The following is a 22,813-nucleotide window of genomic DNA, read 5'->3' on the forward strand; positions in this document are numbered from 1 at the left end:
ACGGTGGTGCTTCGAATGCTGCCCGCGCGGCGCTTTATTCGTTGACTGAGTTCACATGCTCTTGCTCTAATGGGGTGAAGGCGGGGCGGTTCGTCCCGTGCGTATCACCCACTACGGTGATGCGTGGATCACGTCGGGAGCTAGTGAGGATCACGTGGACGTCTTCGAGGTGCACCGTCGGCTCATCCGGGACTACAAGGAATACACGTCCGGATCGGTGGTGATCGACGACCCGCGGATCGGCGAGAAGGTGTCCAAGTCCCTTGCCGACGGCGACCAGTGGCCCGACCCCTGGCTCTCGCTCAACCCGAGCTTCGCGAGCGGCGGCACCGTCGACCACCTCGCCGACGACCTCGGCCTCCTCCACCCCGAGTGCAAGCGGATCTTCCGCACCGGCAAGGACAAGCAGGGTGCGACGATTCGTCCCATCCGCTTCCACCGGCACCAGCGCGACGCCATCGAGGCCGCCGACTCGAAGGACTCGTACGTCCTGACGACCGGCACCGGCTCCGGAAAAAGCCTCGGCTACATCGTGCCCATCGTCAGCCGGATCCTGAGCGAGAAGCGGCCCGGAGACCCCCCGAGCATCAAGGCGATCATCGTCTACCCGATGAACGCGCTGGCCAACAGCCAGCGGGGCGAGCTGAGGAAGTTCCTCACCGCCGGATACGGCGAGGGCGACGAGCCCGTCACGTACGCCCGTTACACCGGCCAGGAGAAGCAGTCCGAGAAGGACGCGGTCCTCGACACCCCCCCGGACATCCTGCTCACCAACTACGTGATGCTGGAGTTGATGCTCACCCGCCCCGAGGAGCGCAAGCGGCTCATCGGCCGGGCCAAGGGCCTGCGCTTCCTCGTCCTGGACGAACTGCACACCTACCGCGGCCGTCAGGGCGCCGATGTCGCCCTGCTGGTCCGGCGTGTGCGCGAGGCGTGCGAGTCGCCCGCCCTGCAGTGCGTCGGCACCTCCGCCACCATGTCCACCAAGGGTACCCCCGCCGCCCGCCGCCGTGAGGTCGCCGAGGTTGCCTCCACCCTGTTCGACACGGAGATCTCCCCGGACCGGGTGGTGGGCGAGACCCTGGTCCGCGCGACCGGCGACACGACCCCCACGCGTGCCGAACTCGCCGCCCGCATAAGGGAGAACAACCCTCCGCTGGAGTACGACACACTCAAGGCTGACCCGCTGGCCCGTTGGGTCGAGACGGCCTTCGGCCTCACCGAGACCACCGACGAGGACGGCACCCGCCTGCTGGTGCGCGCCAAGCCCACCACCGTGGAACTCGCCGCGCGCGCCCTGCGCGAGGACGCCTTCGACGTCCCGCGCGACGCACCCGAGGACGAGCAGTACACCGCCTGCGCCAAGGCCATCCGGTCCACGCTCCGGGCCGGCACGCAGGTCCGCGACGCCGACGACCGCGCGCTGTTCGCGTTCCGCCTCCACCAGTTCCTCTCCAAGGGCGGCTCGGCGTACGTCTCCCTGGAGCCGGCGGACAGCCGTCACATCACCCGCACCTACCAGCAGCGGGTGCCTGGGGAGCCGGAGAAGCTCCTTCTGCCGCTGTCCTTCTGCCGTGAGTGCGGCCAGGAGTACCTCACCGTGGCTCGCGAGCAGAGCGACGACGGCACGGTCTCCTTCCGGACCCGGGAGGACGCGGACGACGAGCAGGGCTACCTCTACCTCTCGGCCACCAACCCGTGGCCCGAGCGTGTCACGGACGCGATCGACCAGCGCCGCTTCCCTGACAGCTGGCTCACCCTCGACCCGAAGAAGGGCACGCCCGTCCTCACCGCGAGCCGCAAGAAGCGCGCCCCGCAGCCCGTGTGGGTGAGGCCCGACGGCACGGCGGTGAACAAGGACGGGGATGGCCTGTACGCCGCCTACGTGTCCGCCCCGTTCCTGTTCTGCCTGGAGTGCGGGGTCAGCTACGAGCAGGTTAGGGAACGCGACTTCGCCAAGCTGATGACGCTCGACCAGGAGGGCCGCTCCACCGCCACCTCCGTCGTCAGCGCTTCCATCGTCCGCCACCTCAAGAGTCTGCCCGCGAGTGAACTCGACGACGAAGCCCGCAAGTTGCTCACGTTCGTCGACAACCGGCAGGACGCCAGCCTGCAGTCGGGGCACTTCAACGACTTCGTCATGGTCACCCAGCTGCGCGGCGCCCTCTACCGCGCCATGCTGAAGGCGGGAGAGGCGGGCCTGCGCTGGAAGCGGCTGGGCGAAGAGGTCGTGGCCGCCATGGGGCTGGCCCGTCACGAGTACGCCAACAACCCCACCGAGGTGGAGGCGCTCGCCGAGGAGACGCTGAACGCGCTGGCCCAGGTGGCCGAGTACCGGCTCTTCCTCGACCTGGAGCGCGGCTGGCGGATCACCATGCCCAACCTGGAGCAGACCGGTCTGCTGGGCCTGGAGTACGCGGGGCTCGACCAGATCGCCCAGGACGAGGAGCGCTGGCAGCGCGCCGCCGGGCCACTGCGCACCGCGACCCCTGCCACCCGGCTCGACCTTTCCCGCGTCCTCATGGACGAGCTGCGCCGCCAGCGCGCCGTGGACACCCCGTACTTCACCGAGGCCAAGTTCAACGAGCTGCGCAAGGAGTCCGCCAAGCTCAACGACGCCTGGGCCATCGCCGAGACCGAGTCCGCGCCCCCCGCGCCCGGCGTCGCGGTGGCCCGCTCCGGCCAGCCGGGCCGCTCCGGGCGCACCCGCAGCGAGCTGAACCTCACCGGCCGCACCGCCTTCGGCCGCCACGTCCGCAAGCCGGAGACCTTCCCGCACTGGAGCCACGGCCTCTCCCTCGATGACGCCCAGGACGTGATCCGCGACCTGCTGGAGGTCCTCGCCGACGGCGGTGTCCTGAGCCGGATCACCCAAGGCCGGGGCGAGGACCCCGGCTACCAGATCCACCACCCGGTGATCCGCTGGCACGCCCGCGACGACGAGTACGGCGCGGTGGACCGGCTGCGCCGCACCTACCGCACGGGCCGGGGCCCCCGCGTCAACGCCTTCTTCCAGGGTCTCTACACGGAGGTCGCGTCCACCTTCGCCGGACTGCACGCCGCAGAGCACACCGCCCAGGTCCACCCCGACGTCCGCGAGGAGCGGGAGAAGCTGTTCAGCAAGGGGTTGCCGCTACCCCTGCTGTACTGCTCGCCCACGATGGAGCTCGGCGTCGACATCGCCAGCCTCAACGCCGTCAACCTCCGCAACGTCCCGCCGACTCCCGCGAACTACGCGCAGCGCTCGGGCCGCGCGGGCCGCTCGGGTCAGCCCGCGCTGGTCACCACGTACTGCGCGACCGGCAACAGCCACGACCAGTACTACTTCACCCGCTCCGACCAGATGGTTGCGGGCACCGTCGCCGCGCCCCGCCTCGACCTGGCCAACGAGGACCTGCTCGCCTCGCACGTGCACGCCATCTGGCTCGCCGAGACCCGCCTGGAACTCGGCCGCACCATGACCAAGATCCTCGACACCGACGGCAAGACCCCCTCGCTGGAGTTGCTGCCCGAGGTGCGGGAGCAGATCGGCACGCCGACCGCCCAGCAGCGCGCCCTCGTGCGGGCCCGCACCGTTCTCGCGGGTTGCGTCGACGCCCTGCGCGAGACGTCCTGGTGGCACGAGCAGTGGCTGGAGGACACCGTCGCCAAGGCCCCCGGGCGTTTCGACGAGAAATGCGGACGCTGGCGGAACCTCTACCGCAAGGCGCTGGAGGAGCGGGAGATCCAGCACGACAACATCCGCAACCGCACGGCGACCGGCCGCTCCCAGGCCCAGGCCGTCCGCCGCCGCGCCCAGGCGGAGAACCAGATCGCGCTCCTGGAGAACAGGCAGGGAGGCGAGCGCACGGTGCTGTCGGACTTCTACCCGTACCGCTACTTCGCCTCCGAGGGCTTCCTGCCCGGCTACTCCTTCCCCCGGCTGCCGCTCGCCGCGTACATCCCCGGCACCGGCCGCACCAGCCGCGGCTACGACGGCGACTACCTCCAGCGGTCCCGGTTCATCGCGATCCGTGAGTTCGGGCCGGGCGCGCTGATCTACCACGAGGGCAGCCGGTTCAAGGTGGACCGGGTGCAGCTGCCCCCGGACACCAGCGGCGAACTGACCACCGAGAGCGCCAAGGTGTGCCAGGGCTGCGGCTATCTGTCCCCCGAGGAGCGGCGCGAGGACACCTGCCTGGGTTGCGGCAGCTCGTACGGCGACCCCCGCACCGGGCTGCTGCACCTGCACACCGTCTTCACCCACCGTCGCGACCGGATCTCCTCCGACGAGGAGGAGCGCCAGCGCACCGGCTACGCGGTGGAGATCTCCTACCGCTTCAAGCAGCACGAGGACGGCCGGGACGGTTCGCTGCGCGCCGAGGCGAAGGCCGCGGCCGGCCGCCTCCTCGCCGAACTGGTCTACGGCGACAGCGCCACCGTCCGGCTCACAAACCTGGGCTACCGCCGCTCGGTCGCCAAGGGCGACATCGGCTTCTGGCTCGACCCGGTCACCGGCCAGTGGCTGGCCGGCTCCACCGGCAGGCCGAGCACGAGCGCGCCCGGCCGGGAGACCCCGGTGGAGGACGAGGGCCTCGCCGACGCGGAGAAGGTCGTGCGCAAGATCCCCGTCATCCCGTACGTCCAGGACACCCGCAACATCCTCGTCCTCAAGCTCGCGGCCCCCGTCGACAAGGACACCGCGATCACCCTCCAGTACGCGCTGGAGCGGGGCATCGAGGCCGAGTTCCAGCTGGAGGACTCCGAGCTGGACACCGAGGAGCTGCCGCCGCACGACGGTCCCCGCGAGCGGCTGCTGTTCATCGAGAGCGCCGAGGGCGGCGCGGGCGTGCTGCGCCGCCTCCAAGCCGAGCCCGACGCGCTCGCCCGCGCCGCCCGCCGGGCCCTGGAGATCGCGCACTTCGACCAGGTCGGGCGCGACCGGGGAGCCGAGAAGCGCAGTGGCGACCCGTGCGAGAAGGGCTGCTACGACTGCCTGCTCTCCTTCGGCAACCAGCGCCACCACCGGATGATCGACCGCCACCTGGTGAAGCAGCTGCTGATGGACTTCGCGGGCGGCGAGGTCGGCTCCAGCCACGCGGGCCGCACCCGCGACGAGCAGGCCGACGCGCTCATCGAGGGCGCCGACTCCTCCCTGGAGGAGCGGTTCGTCGCCTACCTCAGGACCCACGGCCACCGCCTGCCCGACCACCAGCAGGTCCGGCTGAGCGCGGCCCTTTCCAAGCCGGACTTCGTCTACGACACCTCCTTCGGCCCCGTCGCGGTCTTCGTCGACGGCCCGCACCACGACCACGCGGAGACGACGCTGCGCGACGAGGAGGCCGCGGAGCGGCTGAAGGAGATCGGCTGGGAGGTCATCCGTATCCGCTACGACGACGACTGGTCGAAGGCCGTGGCCGACTACCCTTCGGTGTTCGGCGAGGCGCGCCGTTGATCTCAGGGACCGGGGCGGACCTCTTCGGTCCGCCCCGGTCCCACGGCCCGCACGCGGTCCGCCCGGCCACCGCCCCGGCCGACCCGCCCGAACGACCCCTACCGCCCCGACCCCGGAAGGCCCGCATGACCACCGCCGCCCAGCCGACCCGGCAGTACGCCGTCGGCTCCCTCGTCCACGCCCGGGGTCGTGAGTGGGTCGTGCTGCCCGACTCCACACCCGACCTGCTGGTCCTGCGCCCGCTCGGCGGCGCCGACGACGACATCGCGGGCGTCCTGCCCGGCCTGGAAACCGTCGTCCCCGCCACCTTCGCCCCGCCCACCCCCTCCGACCTCGGCGACCAGCAGGCCGCCGGGCTGCTGCGCACCGCCCTGCGCATCGGCTTCCGTTCCGGCGCGGGCCCCTTCCGGTCGCTCGCCTCGATCGCTGTCGACCCCCGCCCCTACCAGCTGGTCCCGCTGCTGATGGCGCTGCGTCAGGACACCGTCCGGCTGCTGATTGCCGACGACGTCGGTATCGGCAAGACCGTGGAGGCCGGGCTGATCGCCGCCGAGCTGCTGGCGCAGGGCGACGCCCGAGGCCTGGTCGTGCTGTGCTCGCCCGCCCTGGCCGAGCAGTGGCGGGCCGAGCTGTACGGCAAGTTCGGCGTCGACGCCCGTCTCGTGCTGCCGTCCACGATCGGCCGTCTGGAGCGTGAGACCCCGTACGGCCAGTCGGTGTTCCGCCCGGACGGCGCGTACGTCGTCTCCACCGACTTCATCAAGTCCCCCCGCCACCGCGAGGACTTCCTGCGCCACTGCCCCGACCTGGTGATCGTCGACGAGGCGCACTCCTGCGTCTCCGACACCACGGTCGGCGCGTCCGCCCGCTCCTCCCAGCAGCGTTACGCGCTGCTGCGCGCCCTCGCCGACCGGACCGACCGCCACCTCCTGCTGGTCACGGCCACCCCGCACAGCGGCAAGGAAGAGCCCTTCCGCCGACTGATCGGCCTGCTCGACGACCGCCTGGCCGCCGTCCCCCTCGACACCGACGCGGGCCGCAGGTTGCTCGCCGAGTTCTTCGTGCAGCGCCGCCGCGCCGACATCCGCGAGGACTTCCAGGACGGCGCGCACTTCCCGTCCTCCCGGGACACCGCCGAGACCGCCTACACCCTGCACCGCGACTACAAGAAGCTCCTGGACGAGGTCCTGTCGTACGCCCGCGAGACCGTACGCGCGGCCGACGGCGCCCTCCAGCAGCGCCAGCGCTGGTGGTCCACCCTCGCCCTGCTGCGCACCCTGTCCTCCTCCCCGGCCGCCGCCATGCAGTCCCTGAACACCCGCGCCGGCGTCGAGGAGGCGGACACCCCCGCCGAGGCGGATCGCACCGGGGAGCGCACCGTCTCCGACCCGGCCGACAGCGAGACCCCCGAGTCCGCGGACGCCGTACCGGGCACCCGCCTCCCCACGGCCACCAGCACCGAGGCCACCAGCACCGAGGTCGACGCCGAGGCCGACGACGAGGAGAAGGCCCGCCTGGTCGCCATGGCCGAATCGGCCAAGAAGCTCTACGGCCCGACCCGCGACGCCAAGCTGAAGAAGCTGATCACCACCGTCTCCGACCTCCTCGACAAGGGCTACCGGCCCATCGTCTTCTGCCGCTACATCGCGACCGCCGACTACGTGGCCGACCACCTCAAGAAAGTCCTCAACAAGAAGGGCGCCGAGCACCCGGTCGCGGTGGCCTCCGTGACCGGCGAACTCTCACCCGACCAGCGCGTCACCCGCATCGCCGAGCTGACCGGCACCGACGAGGAAGGCAACCCCGCGCCCGAGCGCCGCGTCCTGGTCGCCACCGACTGCCTCTCCGAGGGCGTCAACCTCCAGGAGTCCTTCGACGCGGTCCTCCACTACGACCTCGCGTGGAACCCGACCCGCCACGAGCAGCGCGAGGGCCGCGTCGACCGCTTCGGCCAGCGCACCGACATCGTCAAGGCGCTCACCCTGTACGGCGCCGACAACCCCGTCGACGGCATCGTCCTCAACGTCCTGCTCCGCAAGCACGAGCGCATCCGCCGGGTCACCGGCATCTCTGTGCCCGTGCCGCAGGAGTCCGAGAGCGCCATGCAGGCCGTCTTCGAGGGACTGATCCTGCGCGGCGAGCGGTCGCCGTACGAGCAGGAGGGGCTGTTCGCGCAGGAGGAGGTGGCCGAGCAGCTGGAGATCGCCTGGCAGTCCTCCGCCGAGCGGGAGAAGCGCTACCGCTCCCGCTACGCCCAGCTCACCATCAAGAAGGATGAGGTCGCGGCCGAGGTCGACGAGGTTCGTGCCGCGCTCGGTACCGGCGAGGAGGTACGGGACTTCATCCGCCGCGCCCTGGGCGCCCTGCGCGGTATGCCCGCCCCCACGAAGCAGGGCGGCTTCACCGCGCACACCGACGCCCTCCCGCAGGGCCTGCGCGACACCGTCTCCCACGCGCTCGGCCCCCGCCACCCCCGCCCGGTCGTCTTCCACGACGCCCCCAGCGCCCCGCGCGGCGAGGCCGCCCTCACCCGCACCGACCCGGTGGTCGCCGCCGTCGCCCGCTTCGTCCTGGACGCGGCCCTCGACGACGCCGACAAGGTGCCGGAGTGGCAGCGCCCGGCCCGCCGCTGCGGAGTCGTCCGTACGAAGGCCGTGGAGCGGAACACCACGCTCCTGCTGGTGCGCCACCGCTTCCAGCTGAACCTGCCCGCCCGCGACGGCTCGGTGCGCGAGCAGCTCGCCGAGGACGCCCGCGTGGTCGCCTACCGAGGCAGGCCCGACGCCCCGGAGTGGCTGCCGGAGGACGAGGCCGTGGCCCTCCTCGACGCCCGCGCCACGCAGAACACCGACCCCAAGTTCGCCACCGAGCACATCGCCGAGATCCTGGCCGCCCTGCCCGCGATCATGCCCGAACTACGGCGCCAGTCGGCCGAGTTGGGCCGCACCCTGGAGGCCTCGCACCGCAGGGTCCGCACCGCCTCCCGCGCTCGCCTCGCGGGCCTGAAGGTCGTCCCCCAGGGCGACCCGGACATTCTGGGCGTCTACCACTACCGCCCGGCCCCGACGTTCCCCCAGGGAGTGGGCGCATGAGTACCGCCAGGACCCTCGTCACCGACTCCGTCGCCACCGTCGGCGGCCTCCTGCCGTACGACCTCCTGGTCCGCATCAAGGAAGGCAAGGAGCAGACCGGCTCCAAGCCCGCCGACTACCGCCTGTACGCCAAGGGCGACTCGGTACGGGACGCCGCCGAGCGCTCCTGGGGCTATCTGCGCGGCGTGTGGGCCGCCTACCAGGACGCCCTGGCCCGCGACGGCGCCGACGCCGACCCCGGCGTGCACGCGGTCGGCGTCACCACCGAACGCTGGCTGCTGCCCCTGTTCGAGCAGCTCGGCTTCGGCGCCCTCGCCCCCGTGCCCGCGCCCGGCCTGCCCTCCCGCGACGACGAGAAGGACTTCGAGGTCAGCCACCACTGGGCGCACGTCCCCGTCCACCTCACCGGCTGGAACGTCCCCCTCGACACGCGCACCACCGAACTGGCCAAGCAGGCCCCGCAGTCGATGGTGCAGGAGTACCTCAACCGCTCGGCGGACTCCACCCTCTGGGGCGTCCTCTCCAACGGCCGCCAGCTGCGCCTGCTGCGCGAGTCCGCCTCCCTCACCGGCGCCGCCTTCATCGAGTTCGACCTCCAGGCGATCTTCGACGGCGACCGCTCCGACGACTTCGTCCTCCTGTGGCGCCTGCTGCACCGCACCCGCTTCGAGCCCCGCGCCGAGGGCGAGCCGGCCGCGACCTGCCCCCTGGAGAAGTGGCGCACCGAGGCCATCGACAGCGGCACCCGCGCCCTGAAGGAACTCCGCAAGGGCGTCGAGAAGGCCCTGACCGTGATCGGCACGGGCCTCATCGCCCACCCCGACAACGCCGACCTGCGCGACGCCCTGCGCACCCGCGATAAGAACGTCCGCGACGACCTCCACCCCGCCCTGCTCCGCCTCGCCTACCGCCTGCTGTTCCTCTTCGTCACCGAGGACCGCGACCTGCTCCTGCACCCCGACGCCACCGAGCAGGCCCGCGAGACGTACGAGAAGTACTTCTCCACGGCCCGCCTGCGCCGCGTCGCCGGCCGCACCGGCAGCCTCCACGGCGACCAGTGGCAGGCGCTGCGGCTGGTCATCGAGGGCCTCGGCACGCCGGGTGGCCGCCCCGAGCTCGGACTCCCGGCTCTGGGCGGCCTGTTCGAGCCCACCGCCGCGGACGCGATCCTGGACGGCCTGAGTCTGTCCAACAAGTCCCTCTACGAGGCCGTACAGGCCCTGTCCGAGGTGTACGACGCCAAGCTGGGCCGCCCCCGCAAGGTCGACTACCGTCACCTCGGCGCCGACGAGCTCGGCTCGGTCTACGAGTCACTGCTCGAACTGGAGCCGCGCCTCGGCGAGGGCAACGAGTACGTCCTGGCCAAGCTGGACGGTAACGACCGCAAGACCTCCGGCTCTTAGAAGCTGTTGTCTTTTCGATCTTGAGCGGTGGCGGTCGAACGCGGGTTCCCGGTCGGGTGATCCTGCCGAGGCCAGGGCATGAAGACGGGGCCTCCTGAACAACTCGTGGGTGTCGAATCCATAGAGCAACAGGAGGCCCCGGTGCCGCAGTCTTCCGTGTCAACGGGCGGGCAGTCCAACCCGGCTGCTCCATCGTGTGAGTGCCTCGCGCACGTGTACGGCAACGCGGCCGACCGGCCCGAGCGGCAGCGCCGGTACCCGACCGACCTGACGGACGCGGAGTGGGCCGAGGTCCGGCCGCTGCTGCCGGTGCCCGCCTGGCTGGGCGGCCGGGGCGGCCGGCCCGAGGGCTACTGCCACCGCGCGATACTGGACGCGATCCGCTACCTCGTCGACAACGGAATCAAGTGGCGGGCGATGCCCGCCGACTTCCCGCCGTGGGACCGGGTGTACGCGTTCTTCCGCCGCTGGCTCGAGAACGCCCTGATCCAGGAGTTCCACGACCGGCTGCGCGCGCAGGTCCGCAAGAAGCTGGGCCGGGACGCGGAGCCGACGGCCGGGGTGATCGACTCCCAGTCCATCAAGGCGGACGCCGTGGTCGGCGCCGACAGCCGCGGCTTCGACGGCGGCAAGCTGATCAACGGCCGTAAGCGGCACGTCGTGGTCGACACCCTCGGCCTGCTGCTGGGCGTGCTGGTCACCGCCGCGGATGTCGGCGACCGCGCCGCCGCCCAGGTCCTGCTGGCGCGGGTGGCCGCCGCCCACCACCGGCTGGAGCTGGTGTGGGCCGACGGCGGCTACACCGGCAGCCTCATCGAGCACTGCCTGGCCACGTTCGCCCTGGTCCTGGCGATCGTCAAGCGCAGCGACGACATGCGCGGCTTCGTGGTGCTGCCCAAACGGTGGATCGTCGAGCGGTGTTTCGCCCACCTGATGCAAAGCCGCCGCCTGGTCCGCGACGTCGAGCGCCGCACCAGCAGCGCCGAGGCGATGGTCTACTGGTCGATGACCCTGCTCATGACCCGCCGCCTGGCCCGGCCACCCCGCGGGCAGGCGTGAACCGGCCCGGCTGCTGCTCGGCCAGCCAGCCGCGGGCCACCAGGCGCTTGGCCTTCGACCGCAGCGCCTCCACCCGCGCCGGTACCACGTCCATGCCGAACCCTGCGGCCAGTTCCTGACAGGTCACCGGCCCCTGCCCGAGCCGGGCCCGGTCGGCTGCCACCTGCAGGATGCGCTGGTAGTCCACCGGCAGCGCCGACCGGGCAAGTCCCTCGCGCCACAGGGGCACCTGCGACTTCGGCCTCGCCGCCTGCGGCGTCCTTCCGGTCTGCTCCTCGGCGGCCGGCGCGGTCCGGTCGGCCGCCGCGTGGTCCTGCCCGGTCTCGTCCGCCGGGGCCAGCACTTCGCCGACCTTCGAGCGGGCGATGGCCCATTCCTTCCATTCCCGCTCGGCCACGGCCAGCTCGGCCTGAATACGGTCGGCCTCCTCCCGCAGTTCGTCCACCCGACGGCGAGCACCCAGCTCGCGCTGTTCCAGCAGTCCGACCACCGACGGCATCCACGACTCCCACAGCAGCGACGACATGACAGCCCGTCACTCCCACCAGATCGCCGCCCCTATGCCCCACCAGCGAAAACGCAGCCCTCACGTCCGGAAAGACAACAGCTTCTTACTACACCCCGTCCCCGCTCATCGACTGCCTCCTCGACTCCGCGCTCGACCCGGTCATCGAGCAGGCGGTCAAGTCCGGTACGACGAAGAAGGAGCGCAAGGACGCACTGCTCGCCCTGACGGTGTGTGACCCCGCCTGCGGCTCCGGCCACTTTCTAGTGTGCTGCGCCGCAAATCACGCGGGTAAGTTGCTACCTGTTTGGCGGGTTGATTTTGGTGAGGTAGTCGGCGAGAGATTTCAGGATCTCGTCGGCGGTCTTGACCCAGGTGAAGGGTCGCGGGTTCTCGTTCCAGGTGTCGATCCACGCCTTGATGTCGTCCTCGAGGGCTTTGACGGAGGTGTGTACGCCGCGCCGGATGAGCTTGTCGGTCAGCAGACCGAACCAGCGCTCGACCTGGTTGATCCAGGAGGAGCCGGTCGGGGTGAAGTGGACGTGGAAGCGCGGGTGCTTGCCCAGCCACGCCTTGATCTCGGAGGTGTTGTGGGTGGCGTAGTTGTCGCACACCAGGTGCACATCGAGTTCACGCGGTACCGCCTTGTCTATCGTGGCCAGGAACTTCTTGAACTCGACGGCCCGGTGACGGCGGTGGAGCTCGCCGATGACGGTGCCGTCGGCGATGTTGAACGCGGCGAACAGGCTGGTGATGCCGTGCCGCAGGTAGTCGTGGGTGCGGCGTTCGGGCATGCCCGGCATCATCGGCAGCACCGGCTGCGAGCGGTCCAGCGCCTGGATCTGGCTCTTCTCATCGACGCAGAGGACCACCGCCCGTTCGGGCGGGTTGTGGTAGAGCCCGACCACGTCCACGACCTTGTCGACGAACTGCGGGTCGGTGGACAGCTTGAAGGAGTCCTGCAGATGCGGCTTGAGGTCGAACCTCTTCCAGATCCGCCCGATGGTCGACTTCGACAGGCCGGTGCGCTTCGCCATCGCCGCCCGCGACCAGTGCGTGTCCTGGCCCGGGGTGGACTCCAGGGTCGCCACGATCACTTCTTCGACCTGGTCAAGCAGGATCGACGGCGGCCGGCCCGGCCGGGGTTCGTCGTGCAGGCCGTCGAGGCGTTCGGCGATGAACCTCGCCCGCCAGCGGTCCACGGTCGACGCGTCGATACCGAGATCGGCCGCGGCCTGCCGGTTCGTCCCGCCCTCGGCGCACCGCAGCACGATCTTCGCGCGCAGTGCCAGGTACTGCACGGTCTTCGCCCGCCTCGCCCAGCGCACCAGCTGGTCCCGCTCGGCCTCGCTCAGGACCAGCTCCGCCTTCGGCCGGCCGATCCGGCCCGCGTCCTGCAGCCCGGCCAGCCCCTCGGCCGCGAACTTCCGGCGCCACTTGCCCACCGTTTTGGCCTGAACGTCAACGAGCCGCCCCACGGCAGCATTCGACATCCCGTCGGCGCACGCCAGAATGATCCGGGCCCGCTCGGCGGCTCTCCGGTCCCGCGCCCCGGCGCGGCGCACCAACTCGGCACGCTCGTCCTCGGACAACGTGATCGACACTGCAGAAGGACCCGGATGCGACACGCGAAAAGGGTAGCAACTTACCCGCGTGATTTGCGGCGCAGCACACTAGTGGCTCAGCTCGGATAGTTGACCGTGTAAATGGCCCCTCATGACAGCTCGGCCTGCAGCGCTGGGCGATGTGGGGCATGGCGACGAGAAAAGCGATGTCCGCGCAGGCGAAAGTGGTTTGCCGACACGGATGTTGCGTGGGTAGCGTCGCCATCTGTGACCCCGACTCTGCGCACCGAGCGGCTGCTTCTGGAGCCGTACGTCCCCGAGGACGAAGAGGGCTTCGTCGCTCTGTTCCAGGACACCAGGGTGTCGCAGTGGATGGGTGACGGCCCTGCTTCCGAAGCAACAGACCGGGCCCTGTTCGGGCGGATCTTCACGAAGGTCTATGCCCAGGACCTGTTCGATGTCTGGGCTGTTCGTCGCAACGGACTCCTGGTCGGGCATGCCGAGATCAAGCTGACCGACGTCGTCGGAGGCCACGAGATCATCTACGCTTTGGCGCCGACGGCATGGGGGTCCGGCCTAGGGACTGAGCTGGCTGAGGCCATCGTCGCCTATGGCTTGGATACTCTCGGATTGACCAGGGTGTATGCCACCGTAGCTGCATCGAACGAGGCCTCACTGACTCTGCTGGGCAGAATCGGTTTCGAGCATGTCCGGGACATCAAAGAGGACGACGGCACCACCACCCGCGTGTTGGCCCGCGGTCCGGCTGCGACCGACAAGTCGCCCCTCGCCCGATAGGGGCGAGCAAAACACTGCCTCTGAACCTCCTACGGGTGCTCAGGCAGCGCGGGTCGGATACCGGGTCCAGGTCCGGATGGGTGAGTCAGGAGCGAAGATGGTCTTCGGCTCGGCACGGGCATTACGCCAGCGGACGTAGGCGGCGATGGCGGCGTTCTGCTCGTCGTGGCTGCGGTGGTCGGTGCCGTTGAGGGCGAAGTAGCGCAGGGCGGCGAACTCGGCCTCGATCCAGTTCAGCCAGGAGCCGTAGGTCGGCAGGAAGACCAGCTCGACGTCGTTGCCGACCGCCCAGGCGCGGACCTTGGCATGCTTGTGCGGGGAGAAGTTGTCCAGCACCACATACAGCTTCTGACCGGGCCAGCGGGCGCGCAGGACCATGAGCAGGTCGAGGAACTCGCGCCACCGCTTGCGCGGGCGGATGCGGTAGTACAACTTGCCGGTGGCCAGATCGAGGGCGGCGAGCATGTGCATTACGCCGTTGTACCGGTTGTAGGTGGCCCGCAGCCGGCGCGGACGCCGCACCGGCCCCCACGCCTTGCCCTTGCGGGGCATCAGGTTCAGCGGCCCGAACTCATCGACGCATATCACCCGCCCGTCGGCGGGCGGGGTGTCGTACAGCGCCAGGATGCGGTGCATCTTGGCGATGAACTCCGGGTCGGTGGACGCCTTCCACGTGGTGGTGGTCTGCCAGGAGACCTTGCCGGCGTGCAGGATCCGGCGCAGCGTCTCCCGGCTGATGGCCGCGGTCACCTTCTGCTTGACCAGGTGCTCGGCGAGCTTGCTCAGGCTCCAGGTGGAGAACGCGGTGATCTTCCAGTCGGCGGGGGACGTCCGGGCGATCAGGCAGATGCGCTCACGCACCTGGTCACTGATCGTCTGGGGGCGTCCCCCGCTCCATTTTGGGTCCAGCGCGTCCAGCCCTCGCTCGTTGAAGGCGTGGATGACATCGCGGACGTAGTCCTCGCCGGCCTGCATCAGCACGGTGATGTCCTTGACCGTCTGGCCCTGGGCGGACATCAGCACCACGATCGCCCGGCGGAGTTTCACCGGGTCCTTCGCGGTCCGGCTGATCCGCTGCAGCTTCCGGCCCTCCTCCATGCTCACCGGCCGGACGAACACGCTTGGTCGACGTCCCACGACCACCTCCAAGATCAGGTCTTGGAGACAGTCTGCTGCCCGACGAACAGCGGGTTGATTACCCGGCCAAGGCTGCGTGACGAGCCACTAGTCCCGTACTTCGCGGGTCGTTGATTCGCATGACGTGACCGGTCCGGGGGTGTCCTGGGCCGGTCGTGTGGCGTTGGGTGGGGTGTGTCGATGACTTCCCGGTCTCCGCGGCCTCGGTCTCAGCGTCAGCGCCTTGATGTGGTGGTGACGTCCGTGGTGGAGAAGCGTCTGGGCGCTCTGCCTGTCGCTGCCGAGTTTCTGCGCCGGCTGGATGTCGCCGGGATCGTCGACGAGGTGTGTCCGGGAGGCGCGAGCGCGCATCTGACCCATGGGCAGGTGATCGAGGCGCTGGTGGTCAACCGGCTGACCTCGCCCGCGCCGCTGGTGCGGGTCGGTGACTGGGCCCGTACCTGGGCGGTGGAGGAGGTGTTCGGCATCGAGCCGGCCCTGCTCAACGACGACCGTCTGGCCCGGGCCCTGGATGCGATCGCGCCGGAGCTGGACAGAATCGCGGGGACGGTCGGCGCCCGGGCGATCGCCGAGTTCGGGATCGACGTGTCGAGGCTGCACTGGGACATGACCAGCATGTCTGTCCATGGTGCCTTCCCTGCCGAGGACCAGGACGAGCAGTACCCGGTCATCAGCTACGGGCGCCCCAAGGACCGGCGGGTGGACCTGAAGCAGGTCCAGGCCGGACTCGCGGTGTCCGCCGACGGCGGCATTCCTGTCCACGCCCGTGTCTTCGACGGGGGTGCGGCCGAGGTCAGCCAGGTCGTCGGCGCGATGAAGGACCTGCAAGGCATGGCTGGTGCACGGGAGTTCTTGCTGGTCGCCGATTCCAAGCTGGTGTCCTATACGAATGTCGCCGCCCTGCTCGCGGCCGGGGTGGATTTCATCGCGCCGGTCCCGGCTGCCCAGGTCAAGGACGAGGTCTACGCGGCCCTGGACGTTGCACGGGCACAGGCGGTGGACTGGCTGCCCGAGCGGGACGTGGACAAACCGGCCGCCGCGCGGGAGAGCTACCGGGTGCTGGAGGACGTCCACACCATGGCCGGGCGCCGCAAGCGGGATCCGGTGCACCGGGTGCGCCGGATCCTGGTGCACTCCACCGCCGTCGCGGCGGGCCAGCGCCGGGCCCGCGAGAAGCGACTGGCCCGGGCCGGCGAGGAGATGGACAAGCTCGCCGGCGCGGCGGGCGGCCGGCACTACGGCACCCAGCAGAAGATCATGGCCCGGATCGGGGTCATCGCAGCCAAGCGGCACGTCACCTCCTGCCTGCGCTGGACGATCACCGGAGGCGAAGGCGAGCCTCCCGCCCTTCGGTGGCACTTCGACCAGGACGTTTTGGCGGCCGAGGCTGCGGTGGACGGCTGGTGGGCGCTGCTGACGAGCATCCCGGCCGAGCAGGCCGGCCCGGGCCAGATCCTTGTCCACTACAAAGGCCAGGGCGCGGTCGAACGCCGGTACCACGACTTCAAAGGCCCCCTGGCGGTCGCGCCGGTCTTCGTGCAGCACAACCGGCGTGTCGCCGCTCTCATCCAGGTCATCTGCCTGGCCCTGCTCGTCTTCAGCCTGATCGAACGGCAGGTCAGACGCGCTCTGGGATCCGAGCAGACCATGGTCGGCCTCTACCCGGACCAGCGCCGGGTCCGCCCCACCGGCCGCATGATCTTCTACCATCTCGGCGAACTCACCCTGCGGATCGGCAACACCACCGATCCGCCCACCGTCCAGATCACCCGCGGTGTCCAACTCCACCTCCTCGATCTCCTCGAAACAGACATCACGCAAACCCGCTGGCCACAGACCTGAAACGACGACCCGCGAAGTACGGGACTAGTCGCCGCGGCCCGCCGTATCGCCCGCCGCCTGGCCGAAATCGATAGGGACGACCCTGAGCCGAGCGCCGAGCACGTACGGCACGCGTTGCGTGAGGTGATCGCGCGGTGCGTGTACGGCGTCGACCTCAACAAGATGGCCGTGGAGCTGGCCAAGGTGTCCCTGTGGATCGAGGCGATGGAGCCGGGCCGGCCGCTCACCTTCCTCGACGCCCACATCAAGCACGGCAACGGCCTCCTGGGCACCACGCCGAAGCTGCTGGCCGGTGGCCTGCCCGACGACGCGTTCAAGCCGCTGGAGGGCGACGAGTCGAAGCACGTCACCGACCTGAAGAAGCGCAACGCTGCGGAGCGGACGGCGTGGAAGGTCGCGCTGCGCCACGGGGCGAACCAGGACGCGCTGTTCGCTGAGGAGGAGGTGCTGGCCGAGTCCAACGCGGGGTTCGGCGAGAAGGTCTCGGCGATCACGGGGACGGACTCGCGGGAACTGGAAGACGTCCGGAACCAGGCCAAGGCGTATCGGGAGCTGACCACCTCCCCGGACTACATCCGGGCACTGGAGCTGGCCGACGCCTGGTGCGCGGCGTTCGTCTGGAAGAAGACGAAGACGGCGACGCCGCCCGCGCTGACGACGAAGTCCCTGCTAACGCTGCACTCCGAGGACGGCGGCGCGAGCCTGCCGGACGGGACGGTGGAGGAGGTCGTACGGCTCCGGGAGGAGTACCGGTTCTTCCACTGGCATCTGGAGTTCCCGGAGGTTTTCCGGGTTCCGGCGGATGCCGCGGCGCCGGGGGTGGACGAGCGGACCGGGTGGAAGGGCGGGTTCAGTTGTGTGCTGGGGAATCCGCCGTGGGAGCGGGTCAAGCTCCAGGAACAGGAGTTCTTCGCCACCCGTGACGAGAAGATCGCCAACGCCGCGAACAAGGCGGCCCGCGAGCGCATGATCGACGCGCTGGCCGAGAGCGAGGAGGAGACGGACCGCACGCTGCACACCGAGTTCATCGATGCGCGCCGCCTCTCCGAGGGCGTCAGCCATCTGCTGCGCGACTCGGGCCGCTTCCCACTGGCCGGACGAGGCGACGTGAACACATACGCAGTCTTCGCCGAGGCCGCCTCCTTGGGCATCGCGCCGACGGGGCGGCTGGGCCTGGTCTTGCCGACGGGCATCGCCACCGACGCCACGACGGCGCCGTTCTTCTCGAACCTGGTGCGTACGGCGCGGCTCGCGTCGTTCCTGGACTTCGAGAACGAGGCGTTCATCCTCAGCCGGGACGTGCATCACTCGGTGCGCTTCTCCCTGCTTACGGCCACCGGTGTCGGCGCGCGCGTCGACGAGGCGTCCTTCGCCTTCGGCACCCGGTACATGGAGGACCTGGACGGCCGGCGGTTCGCCATGCCCCCGGAGGAGATCCTGCTGGTGAACCCCAATACGGGCACGCTTCCGGTGTTCCGTACCCGGCGGGACGCGGAGATCACCCTCGGGATCTACCGCCGGGTCCCGGTGCTGATGAAGGAGCCGGACGAGAACGGCTGGGGCGGGACCAACCCGTGGGGTCTGACGTTCATGACCATGTTCCACATGGCCAACGACTCGTATCTGTTCCGTGGTAAGCAGGAACTGGAGGACGAGGGCTGGCAGTTGACCGGCAACGTCTTCACGCGTACCAAAGCGGGGGAGAAGCGCCGGTATCTCCCACTGTACGAGGCGAAGATGCTTCACCACTTCGACCACCGCCTCGGCACGTATGAGGGTCAGACCCAGGCCCAGGCGAACGTCGGCACCCTCCCGCGCGTGACGCCCGAACAGCACAACGATCCCGACTTCGCGCCGCTGCCCCGGTACTGGGTGCCTGAGCAGGATGTGGACTCTGGCAAGCGGGACAAGAAGGGGAACCGGATCATGTGGGCGGGGGTGGAGACGCGGCTGGCTGAGCGGGAGTGGTACAGCCCTTGGTTGATGGGCTTCCGCAAGATCTGCCGGTCCACCGACCGCCGGACCGTGCTCTCGTTCCTCTTCCCGGCGGCGGGACTTGGTGACTCAGCGAACCTGATGTTGCCGACGGCCGAGGGGCACGCTGCTGCTCTCTACGCCAACACCACGTCGTTTGTACTAGATTTCTTGCTGCGTCAGAAGCTCGCCGGGACCAACCTAAACTTCTTCCAGTTTCAGCAGCTCGCCCTCTTGCCTCCGAGCGCATACGAAGAGGCTGCCCCGGATGGCGCCGGGTCGGTTGGCGACTGGCTAGACCGGCGCGTGTTGGAGCTGACCTACACGGCGACTGACATGGCTCCGCTGGCACGTGCCCTCGGCGACCAGGGCGCTCCGTTCCAATGGAGTGAAGGGCGCCGTGAGCTCCTGCGCGCCGAAGTGGACGCTGCCTTCTTCCATCTCTACGGGCTCGACCGTGCCGATGTGGAGTACGTCATGGACACCTTCCCCGTGGTCAAGCGTGAGGACGAGGCTGTCCACGGCGGCGCCTACCGCACCAAGGACCTCATCCTCGACATCTACGACCGCATGGAGGAGGCACGGGGAGCGGGCGACGAGTACCGAACCGTTCTGGACCCGCCGCCAGGGAAGGGACCGCGTCACGAGGCCTGAATGCTGCCGCCTCGGGCGGGTGGGTCAGAGCCCGTCCCGCCCGAGGTCCGCGACGAACCCGGCCCACGCGCCCCGCGTGAACGCGAGCTGCGGACCGTCGCCCCGTTCCTTGGAGTCCCGTACGCGGACGGCAGTCCCGTCGGCGGCGACCTCCAGGCATTCGCCGCCTTCGTTGCCGCTGTAGCTGCTCTTGAACCAAACAGGTCGTGCGGGTTCCGCAGTGTTCATCGTTCCCCCAGCAAGTTCTCGATCAGGGATAGAGACTCGCGCATGGTGAGCGCTTGTCCCCTAATGCTGCCGTACCGTGCGGCCAGGATACGGACTTCCTCCGGGTCCGTGATCAACCGGCTGGAGTTCTGCGCCTCGGTGTATCCCAACTGTGCTTTCCCCTTCGGCGTGAGGAGCACGAACGCACCGCCCATCCCCGCGTGCTCGCTGCGGTCGGTCGGCATCACTTGCAGCTCCACATTGCGCAGGCGCCCGAGTTTGAGCAGCTGCTCCAGCTGCTCCCCGTGGACTTCTTGCCCGCCGAGAGGGCGTCGCAACACGGTCTCCTCGATGACGGCGCTGATCATGGGCGGAGGCCAACTGGTCAAGATCTCCTGACGGCCCATCCGAGAGATCACCCGGTGCTCGATCGTCTCCTCATCCAGCAGCGGCTTACGCATCTCGTACAGGGCACGGGTTCGCCGCTCGGTTTGCAGCAGGCCCGGGATGTCATGGTTGTTGTAGAAGTTGATCTCAACCGCGTCCCGCTCCAAACGTGCATAATCACGAAACCACTCCGGGTGCCGAACCCTCCTCCGCGCCCGCGCCCGCTCTACATCCTCCGCAGCCGCAGCCAGCAACCCCCCGCACTCCAGCAACTCATCCACCGCGACCAACAGTTCAGGCTGGGGCGTCCGGCGCCCCCGCTCCACGGACGAGATGGTCTCCTCCCCGTACCCGAGCCGGTCGCCCAGCTCCTTCTGGCTCATCCCGGCCCGTGCCCGCGCGACCTTGATCTGCCGCCCGAGCGCCCGGAACAGGTCGGCCACCTCGTCCGTACCGTCCGCCTCACCGCCGGTGGGAACCCCCGAACCGCCCGCCTGTGCCGCCATCCCGTACCACCGCCCACTTTCGTCGTACCAGGGGCGAACCGCCGAACGTCCGGCCAGGTCACGGCCGTACACCCGGACATCCCGCCCTCCGCCCCGGGACAGTCGTCCTCCGTACCGCCCCGCACCCTCCACACAGTAGAAGCGATCCGTCACTCTCGGTGAGGTGATCCAGCAAACCGTCACCGTCACTGGTGAACCGACCGCCACCACCCACCACTTCCGCGTCACGTTCCCCACCAGCAGACACGGCGCCCACACCGCCCACACCGCCCGCCACGCTGCCGAACGCTGGCTCGCCGACCAGCGGGACTGCCCGGAGGCCGTGGCCGGCGACGAGGACGCGGCCACGGCCTCCCTCCTCATCGCGGAACTCACCGCGAACGCCGCCCTGCACGGCCGCGTACGGGGCCGCCTCGCCCGCCTCGCCCTGACCCTCACGTCCGGCACCCTGCGCATCGAGGTCACGGACGCCCGGGGTGACCGCCTGCCCGAACTGGCGCCAGGCAGAGACGGCGACGGAGATGGGGGCGGCGAGTCGGGGCGCGGCCTGCTCCTCGTCGCCTCGCTTGCCGATGCCTGGGGATGCGAACCCCACCACCCCGGCGGCAAGACAGTCTGGGCCGAGTGCGGCCAGCGTGAACCCGCGCTCAAGGGGGGCGCCAGGGCTCCGGCAAAGTCGTCGGTCATGCGGTCAGGAGAAGGCTGACGGGGCGGTCGGTGTCGCGGGCGTGGTGTCGTAGGGCGGCGGCGATGTTCTGGTGGCCGTGGAGGCGGAGGAGGGTGATCGCGGTGTTGCGGATGCCTGCCATGACGCGGGGTGCGTTGCCGGTGCGGACCTGGGAGCGGTCCTCGTCGAAGGTGACGTCGCGGACCCAGTGCAGGCGGTTCTCGATCTCCCAGTGCGACTGCACCCATGTGGCCAGCAGCTCCGGGGGCGCGGTGCGGGCGTCCGCGCTGGTGATCAGGTAGACGATCTCGACCGTCCGTGTGCCCTTCCTGGTGACGGTGCGCCGCAGCTGGGCGACCTGCGCGGCCCCGGTGAAGTCGATCCAGGCGGGGACGGCGACGGCCTTGATCGTTCGGGTGGCGCGGCGCCCGTGTCCGCGGTCCGTTCTGGTGACAGCAGGTATCCGGGCCCAGGGCAGAGCCTTGAGCCGTGCGTACAACGACTTCTGATTGGCCTTCACGGTCAGGACGTAGTCGGCGCCGGCCTCGGTCACGAGTGCCGCGGTGGCGTGCTGGGTGTGCAGCGCGTCCATCGTGACCACCGCCCCGTCCAGGTCGAGGGCATCCAGCAGTTCTCTGGCCGCGGGGATCTCGTTGCTCTTCTCGCGCACGGCGACTTGGCCCAGTACCGCTCCCGAACCGTGCGCGAGCGCGGCGACCAGATGTGGGGCCGGGGCGTCACCGCCGCGTGCGCCCCGGACGGTCTTGCCGTCGATCGCGATGACCCGCCGGCCCGCGACCAGCGAGGCCCTCGTCGCCGCCCATGTCCCCAGGAGCGCGTCGAGGCGGTCCGCGTCCAGCCTCGCGAACAGGCGCCGCAGCGTCGACTCGTCCACCGAGCCTCGCACCAGGCCCAGCTGTTTCACGGCTACCGCTCCGGCGTCCCGGGCCCACTCCCCGATCGCCGTGAAACCCCGCGCTCCGGCCATCACCGCGCACACCGCGACCGCGATCAGAGCACTCACCGGGTGACGGACCCCGCGCCGGCGGCGCGGATCGGGCATCCGGCCGAGCAGGTCGACGAGGAGCTCGCGCTCCGGGACGGGCGTGCGAACAGGCACGCAGATGCGAGACGATGGCATGGCGCGGGCGTTGTTCCCTGGTCGGACGGAAGGCGTAGGAACCTCCATCCAACCGGACCGGAACACGCCCGCGCACCTCACCCACCCGCAAAACCACACGTCACAGGGCTACCAAACGACTTTGCCGGAGCCCTGAGGGGGGCGCGTGAAGTCAACTATGCATCTACTGGCAGGAGTTAGGGATTGACGGTGATCGTGAACGCCCTTCACGCTTAACAGGTAATCGTGAAGGCCGTTCACGGGGAGATGTCATGGAAGGCATGCCCGAGGCGGATGACCAACTCGTCGGACTGTTCGAAGTGGCGGAGATGGCGGGGGTCGGTCGGACGGTCGTAGCGAATTGGCGCGCCCGTGACAAACACTTCCCCGCTCCCGTCGCGGACCTGCGGAGCGGTCCGGTTTTCCGGGCGAGTCAGATTCAGCGCTACCTCAAACGGAGGAA

14 protein-coding genes are annotated in these 22,813 nt (G+C 69.8%); 8 read left to right on the top strand and 6 right to left on the bottom strand.

The features are described from left to right. Positions 1-154 precede the first annotated feature (154 nt). The 4 genes from AC6F7H_RS24415 (at position 155) to AC6F7H_RS24430 (ending at position 10,988) form a co-directional block, all read left to right on the top strand. Positions 155-5,434, top strand: a complete 5,280-nt coding sequence (locus AC6F7H_RS24415) for a DEAD/DEAH box helicase (RefSeq protein WP_500759062.1) — start codon at positions 155-157, stop codon at positions 5,432-5,434. Between the two features lie 125 nt (positions 5,435-5,559). Further along, complete coding sequence (locus tag AC6F7H_RS24420) at positions 5,560-8,526, top strand: DUF8741 domain-containing protein (RefSeq protein ID WP_500759064.1); 2,967 nt, start codon at positions 5,560-5,562, stop codon at positions 8,524-8,526. Further along, complete coding sequence (locus AC6F7H_RS24425) at positions 8,523-9,929, top strand: hypothetical protein (protein ID WP_500759066.1); 1,407 nt, start codon at positions 8,523-8,525, stop codon at positions 9,927-9,929. The genes AC6F7H_RS24420 and AC6F7H_RS24425 overlap by 4 nt, the downstream gene beginning before the upstream one ends. A 213-nt stretch (positions 9,930-10,142) precedes the next feature. Continuing rightward, a complete protein-coding gene (locus AC6F7H_RS24430) occupies positions 10,143-10,988 on the top strand; it encodes an IS5 family transposase (protein ID WP_500759068.1) in 846 nt (281 codons plus the stop codon). Here the strand turns inward: AC6F7H_RS24430 and AC6F7H_RS24435 are convergent. Both AC6F7H_RS24435 and AC6F7H_RS24440 read right to left on the bottom strand, forming a co-directional pair. Next, on the bottom strand, positions 10,945-11,487 hold the full coding sequence (locus AC6F7H_RS24435; RefSeq protein WP_500761856.1) for a hypothetical protein: 543 nt from the start codon (positions 11,485-11,487) through the stop codon (positions 10,945-10,947). The genes AC6F7H_RS24430 and AC6F7H_RS24435 overlap by 44 nt on opposite strands. A gap of 305 nt (positions 11,488-11,792) precedes the next feature. Next, positions 11,793-13,097, bottom strand: coding sequence for an IS630 family transposase (locus tag AC6F7H_RS24440; RefSeq protein ID WP_500755205.1), 1,305 nt, complete (start codon positions 13,095-13,097; stop codon positions 11,793-11,795). 228 nt (positions 13,098-13,325) lie between these two features. On the opposite strand from AC6F7H_RS24440, the gene AC6F7H_RS24445 reads away from it, so the two are divergent. After that, entirely contained in the window at positions 13,326-13,856 is a 531-nt protein-coding gene (locus AC6F7H_RS24445) for a GNAT family N-acetyltransferase (protein WP_500754593.1), read from the top strand. A 39-nt stretch (positions 13,857-13,895) separates the two neighbouring features. On the opposite strand, the gene AC6F7H_RS24450 is transcribed toward AC6F7H_RS24445, so the two are convergent. Continuing rightward, a complete protein-coding gene (locus AC6F7H_RS24450) occupies positions 13,896-14,993 on the bottom strand; it encodes an IS630 family transposase (RefSeq protein ID WP_500754592.1) in 1,098 nt (365 codons plus the stop codon). Positions 14,994-15,236: 243 nt separating this feature from the next. Here AC6F7H_RS24450 and AC6F7H_RS24455 point away from each other — a divergent pair, with 243 nt between their 5' ends. Continuing rightward, positions 15,237-16,835 carry an IS1634 family transposase gene (locus AC6F7H_RS24455; protein WP_500754409.1) on the top strand — a complete coding sequence of 533 codons (1,599 nt, stop codon included), beginning with the start codon at positions 15,237-15,239 and terminating at the stop codon, positions 16,833-16,835. A 138-nt stretch (positions 16,836-16,973) separates the two neighbouring features. Further along, on the top strand, positions 16,974-19,463 hold the full coding sequence (locus tag AC6F7H_RS24460; RefSeq protein ID WP_500759070.1) for an Eco57I restriction-modification methylase domain-containing protein: 2,490 nt from the start codon (positions 16,974-16,976) through the stop codon (positions 19,461-19,463). 24 nt (positions 19,464-19,487) lie between these two features. Here the strand turns inward: AC6F7H_RS24460 and AC6F7H_RS24465 are convergent, their stop codons facing one another. Together AC6F7H_RS24465 and AC6F7H_RS24470 are read right to left on the bottom strand one after the other, a co-directional pair. Then, positions 19,488-19,691 (bottom strand): DUF397 domain-containing protein, encoded by a 204-nt coding sequence (locus tag AC6F7H_RS24465; RefSeq protein WP_500759072.1) that lies wholly within the window; start codon positions 19,689-19,691, stop codon positions 19,488-19,490. Further along, entirely contained in the window at positions 19,688-20,563 is an 876-nt protein-coding gene (locus AC6F7H_RS24470; RefSeq protein ID WP_500759074.1) for a helix-turn-helix domain-containing protein, read from the bottom strand. The genes AC6F7H_RS24465 and AC6F7H_RS24470 overlap by 4 nt, the downstream gene beginning before the upstream one ends. A gap of 163 nt (positions 20,564-20,726) precedes the next feature. On the opposite strand from AC6F7H_RS24470, the gene AC6F7H_RS24475 reads away from it, so the two are divergent. After that, positions 20,727-21,269: an ATP-binding protein gene (locus tag AC6F7H_RS24475; RefSeq protein ID WP_500759075.1), complete on the top strand. Its 543-nt coding sequence runs from the start codon at positions 20,727-20,729 to the stop codon at positions 21,267-21,269. On the opposite strand, the gene AC6F7H_RS24480 is transcribed toward AC6F7H_RS24475, so the two are convergent. Beyond that, the gene (locus AC6F7H_RS24480) at positions 21,247-22,371 is read right to left on the bottom strand and encodes an ISAs1 family transposase (RefSeq protein WP_500754596.1); all 1,125 of its coding nucleotides are present in this window, start codon (positions 22,369-22,371) and stop codon (positions 21,247-21,249) included. The genes AC6F7H_RS24475 and AC6F7H_RS24480 overlap by 23 nt on opposite strands. Positions 22,372-22,813 lie beyond the last annotated feature (442 nt).

The organism is Streptomyces sp. MMS24-W38 (genome assembly GCF_059889265.1).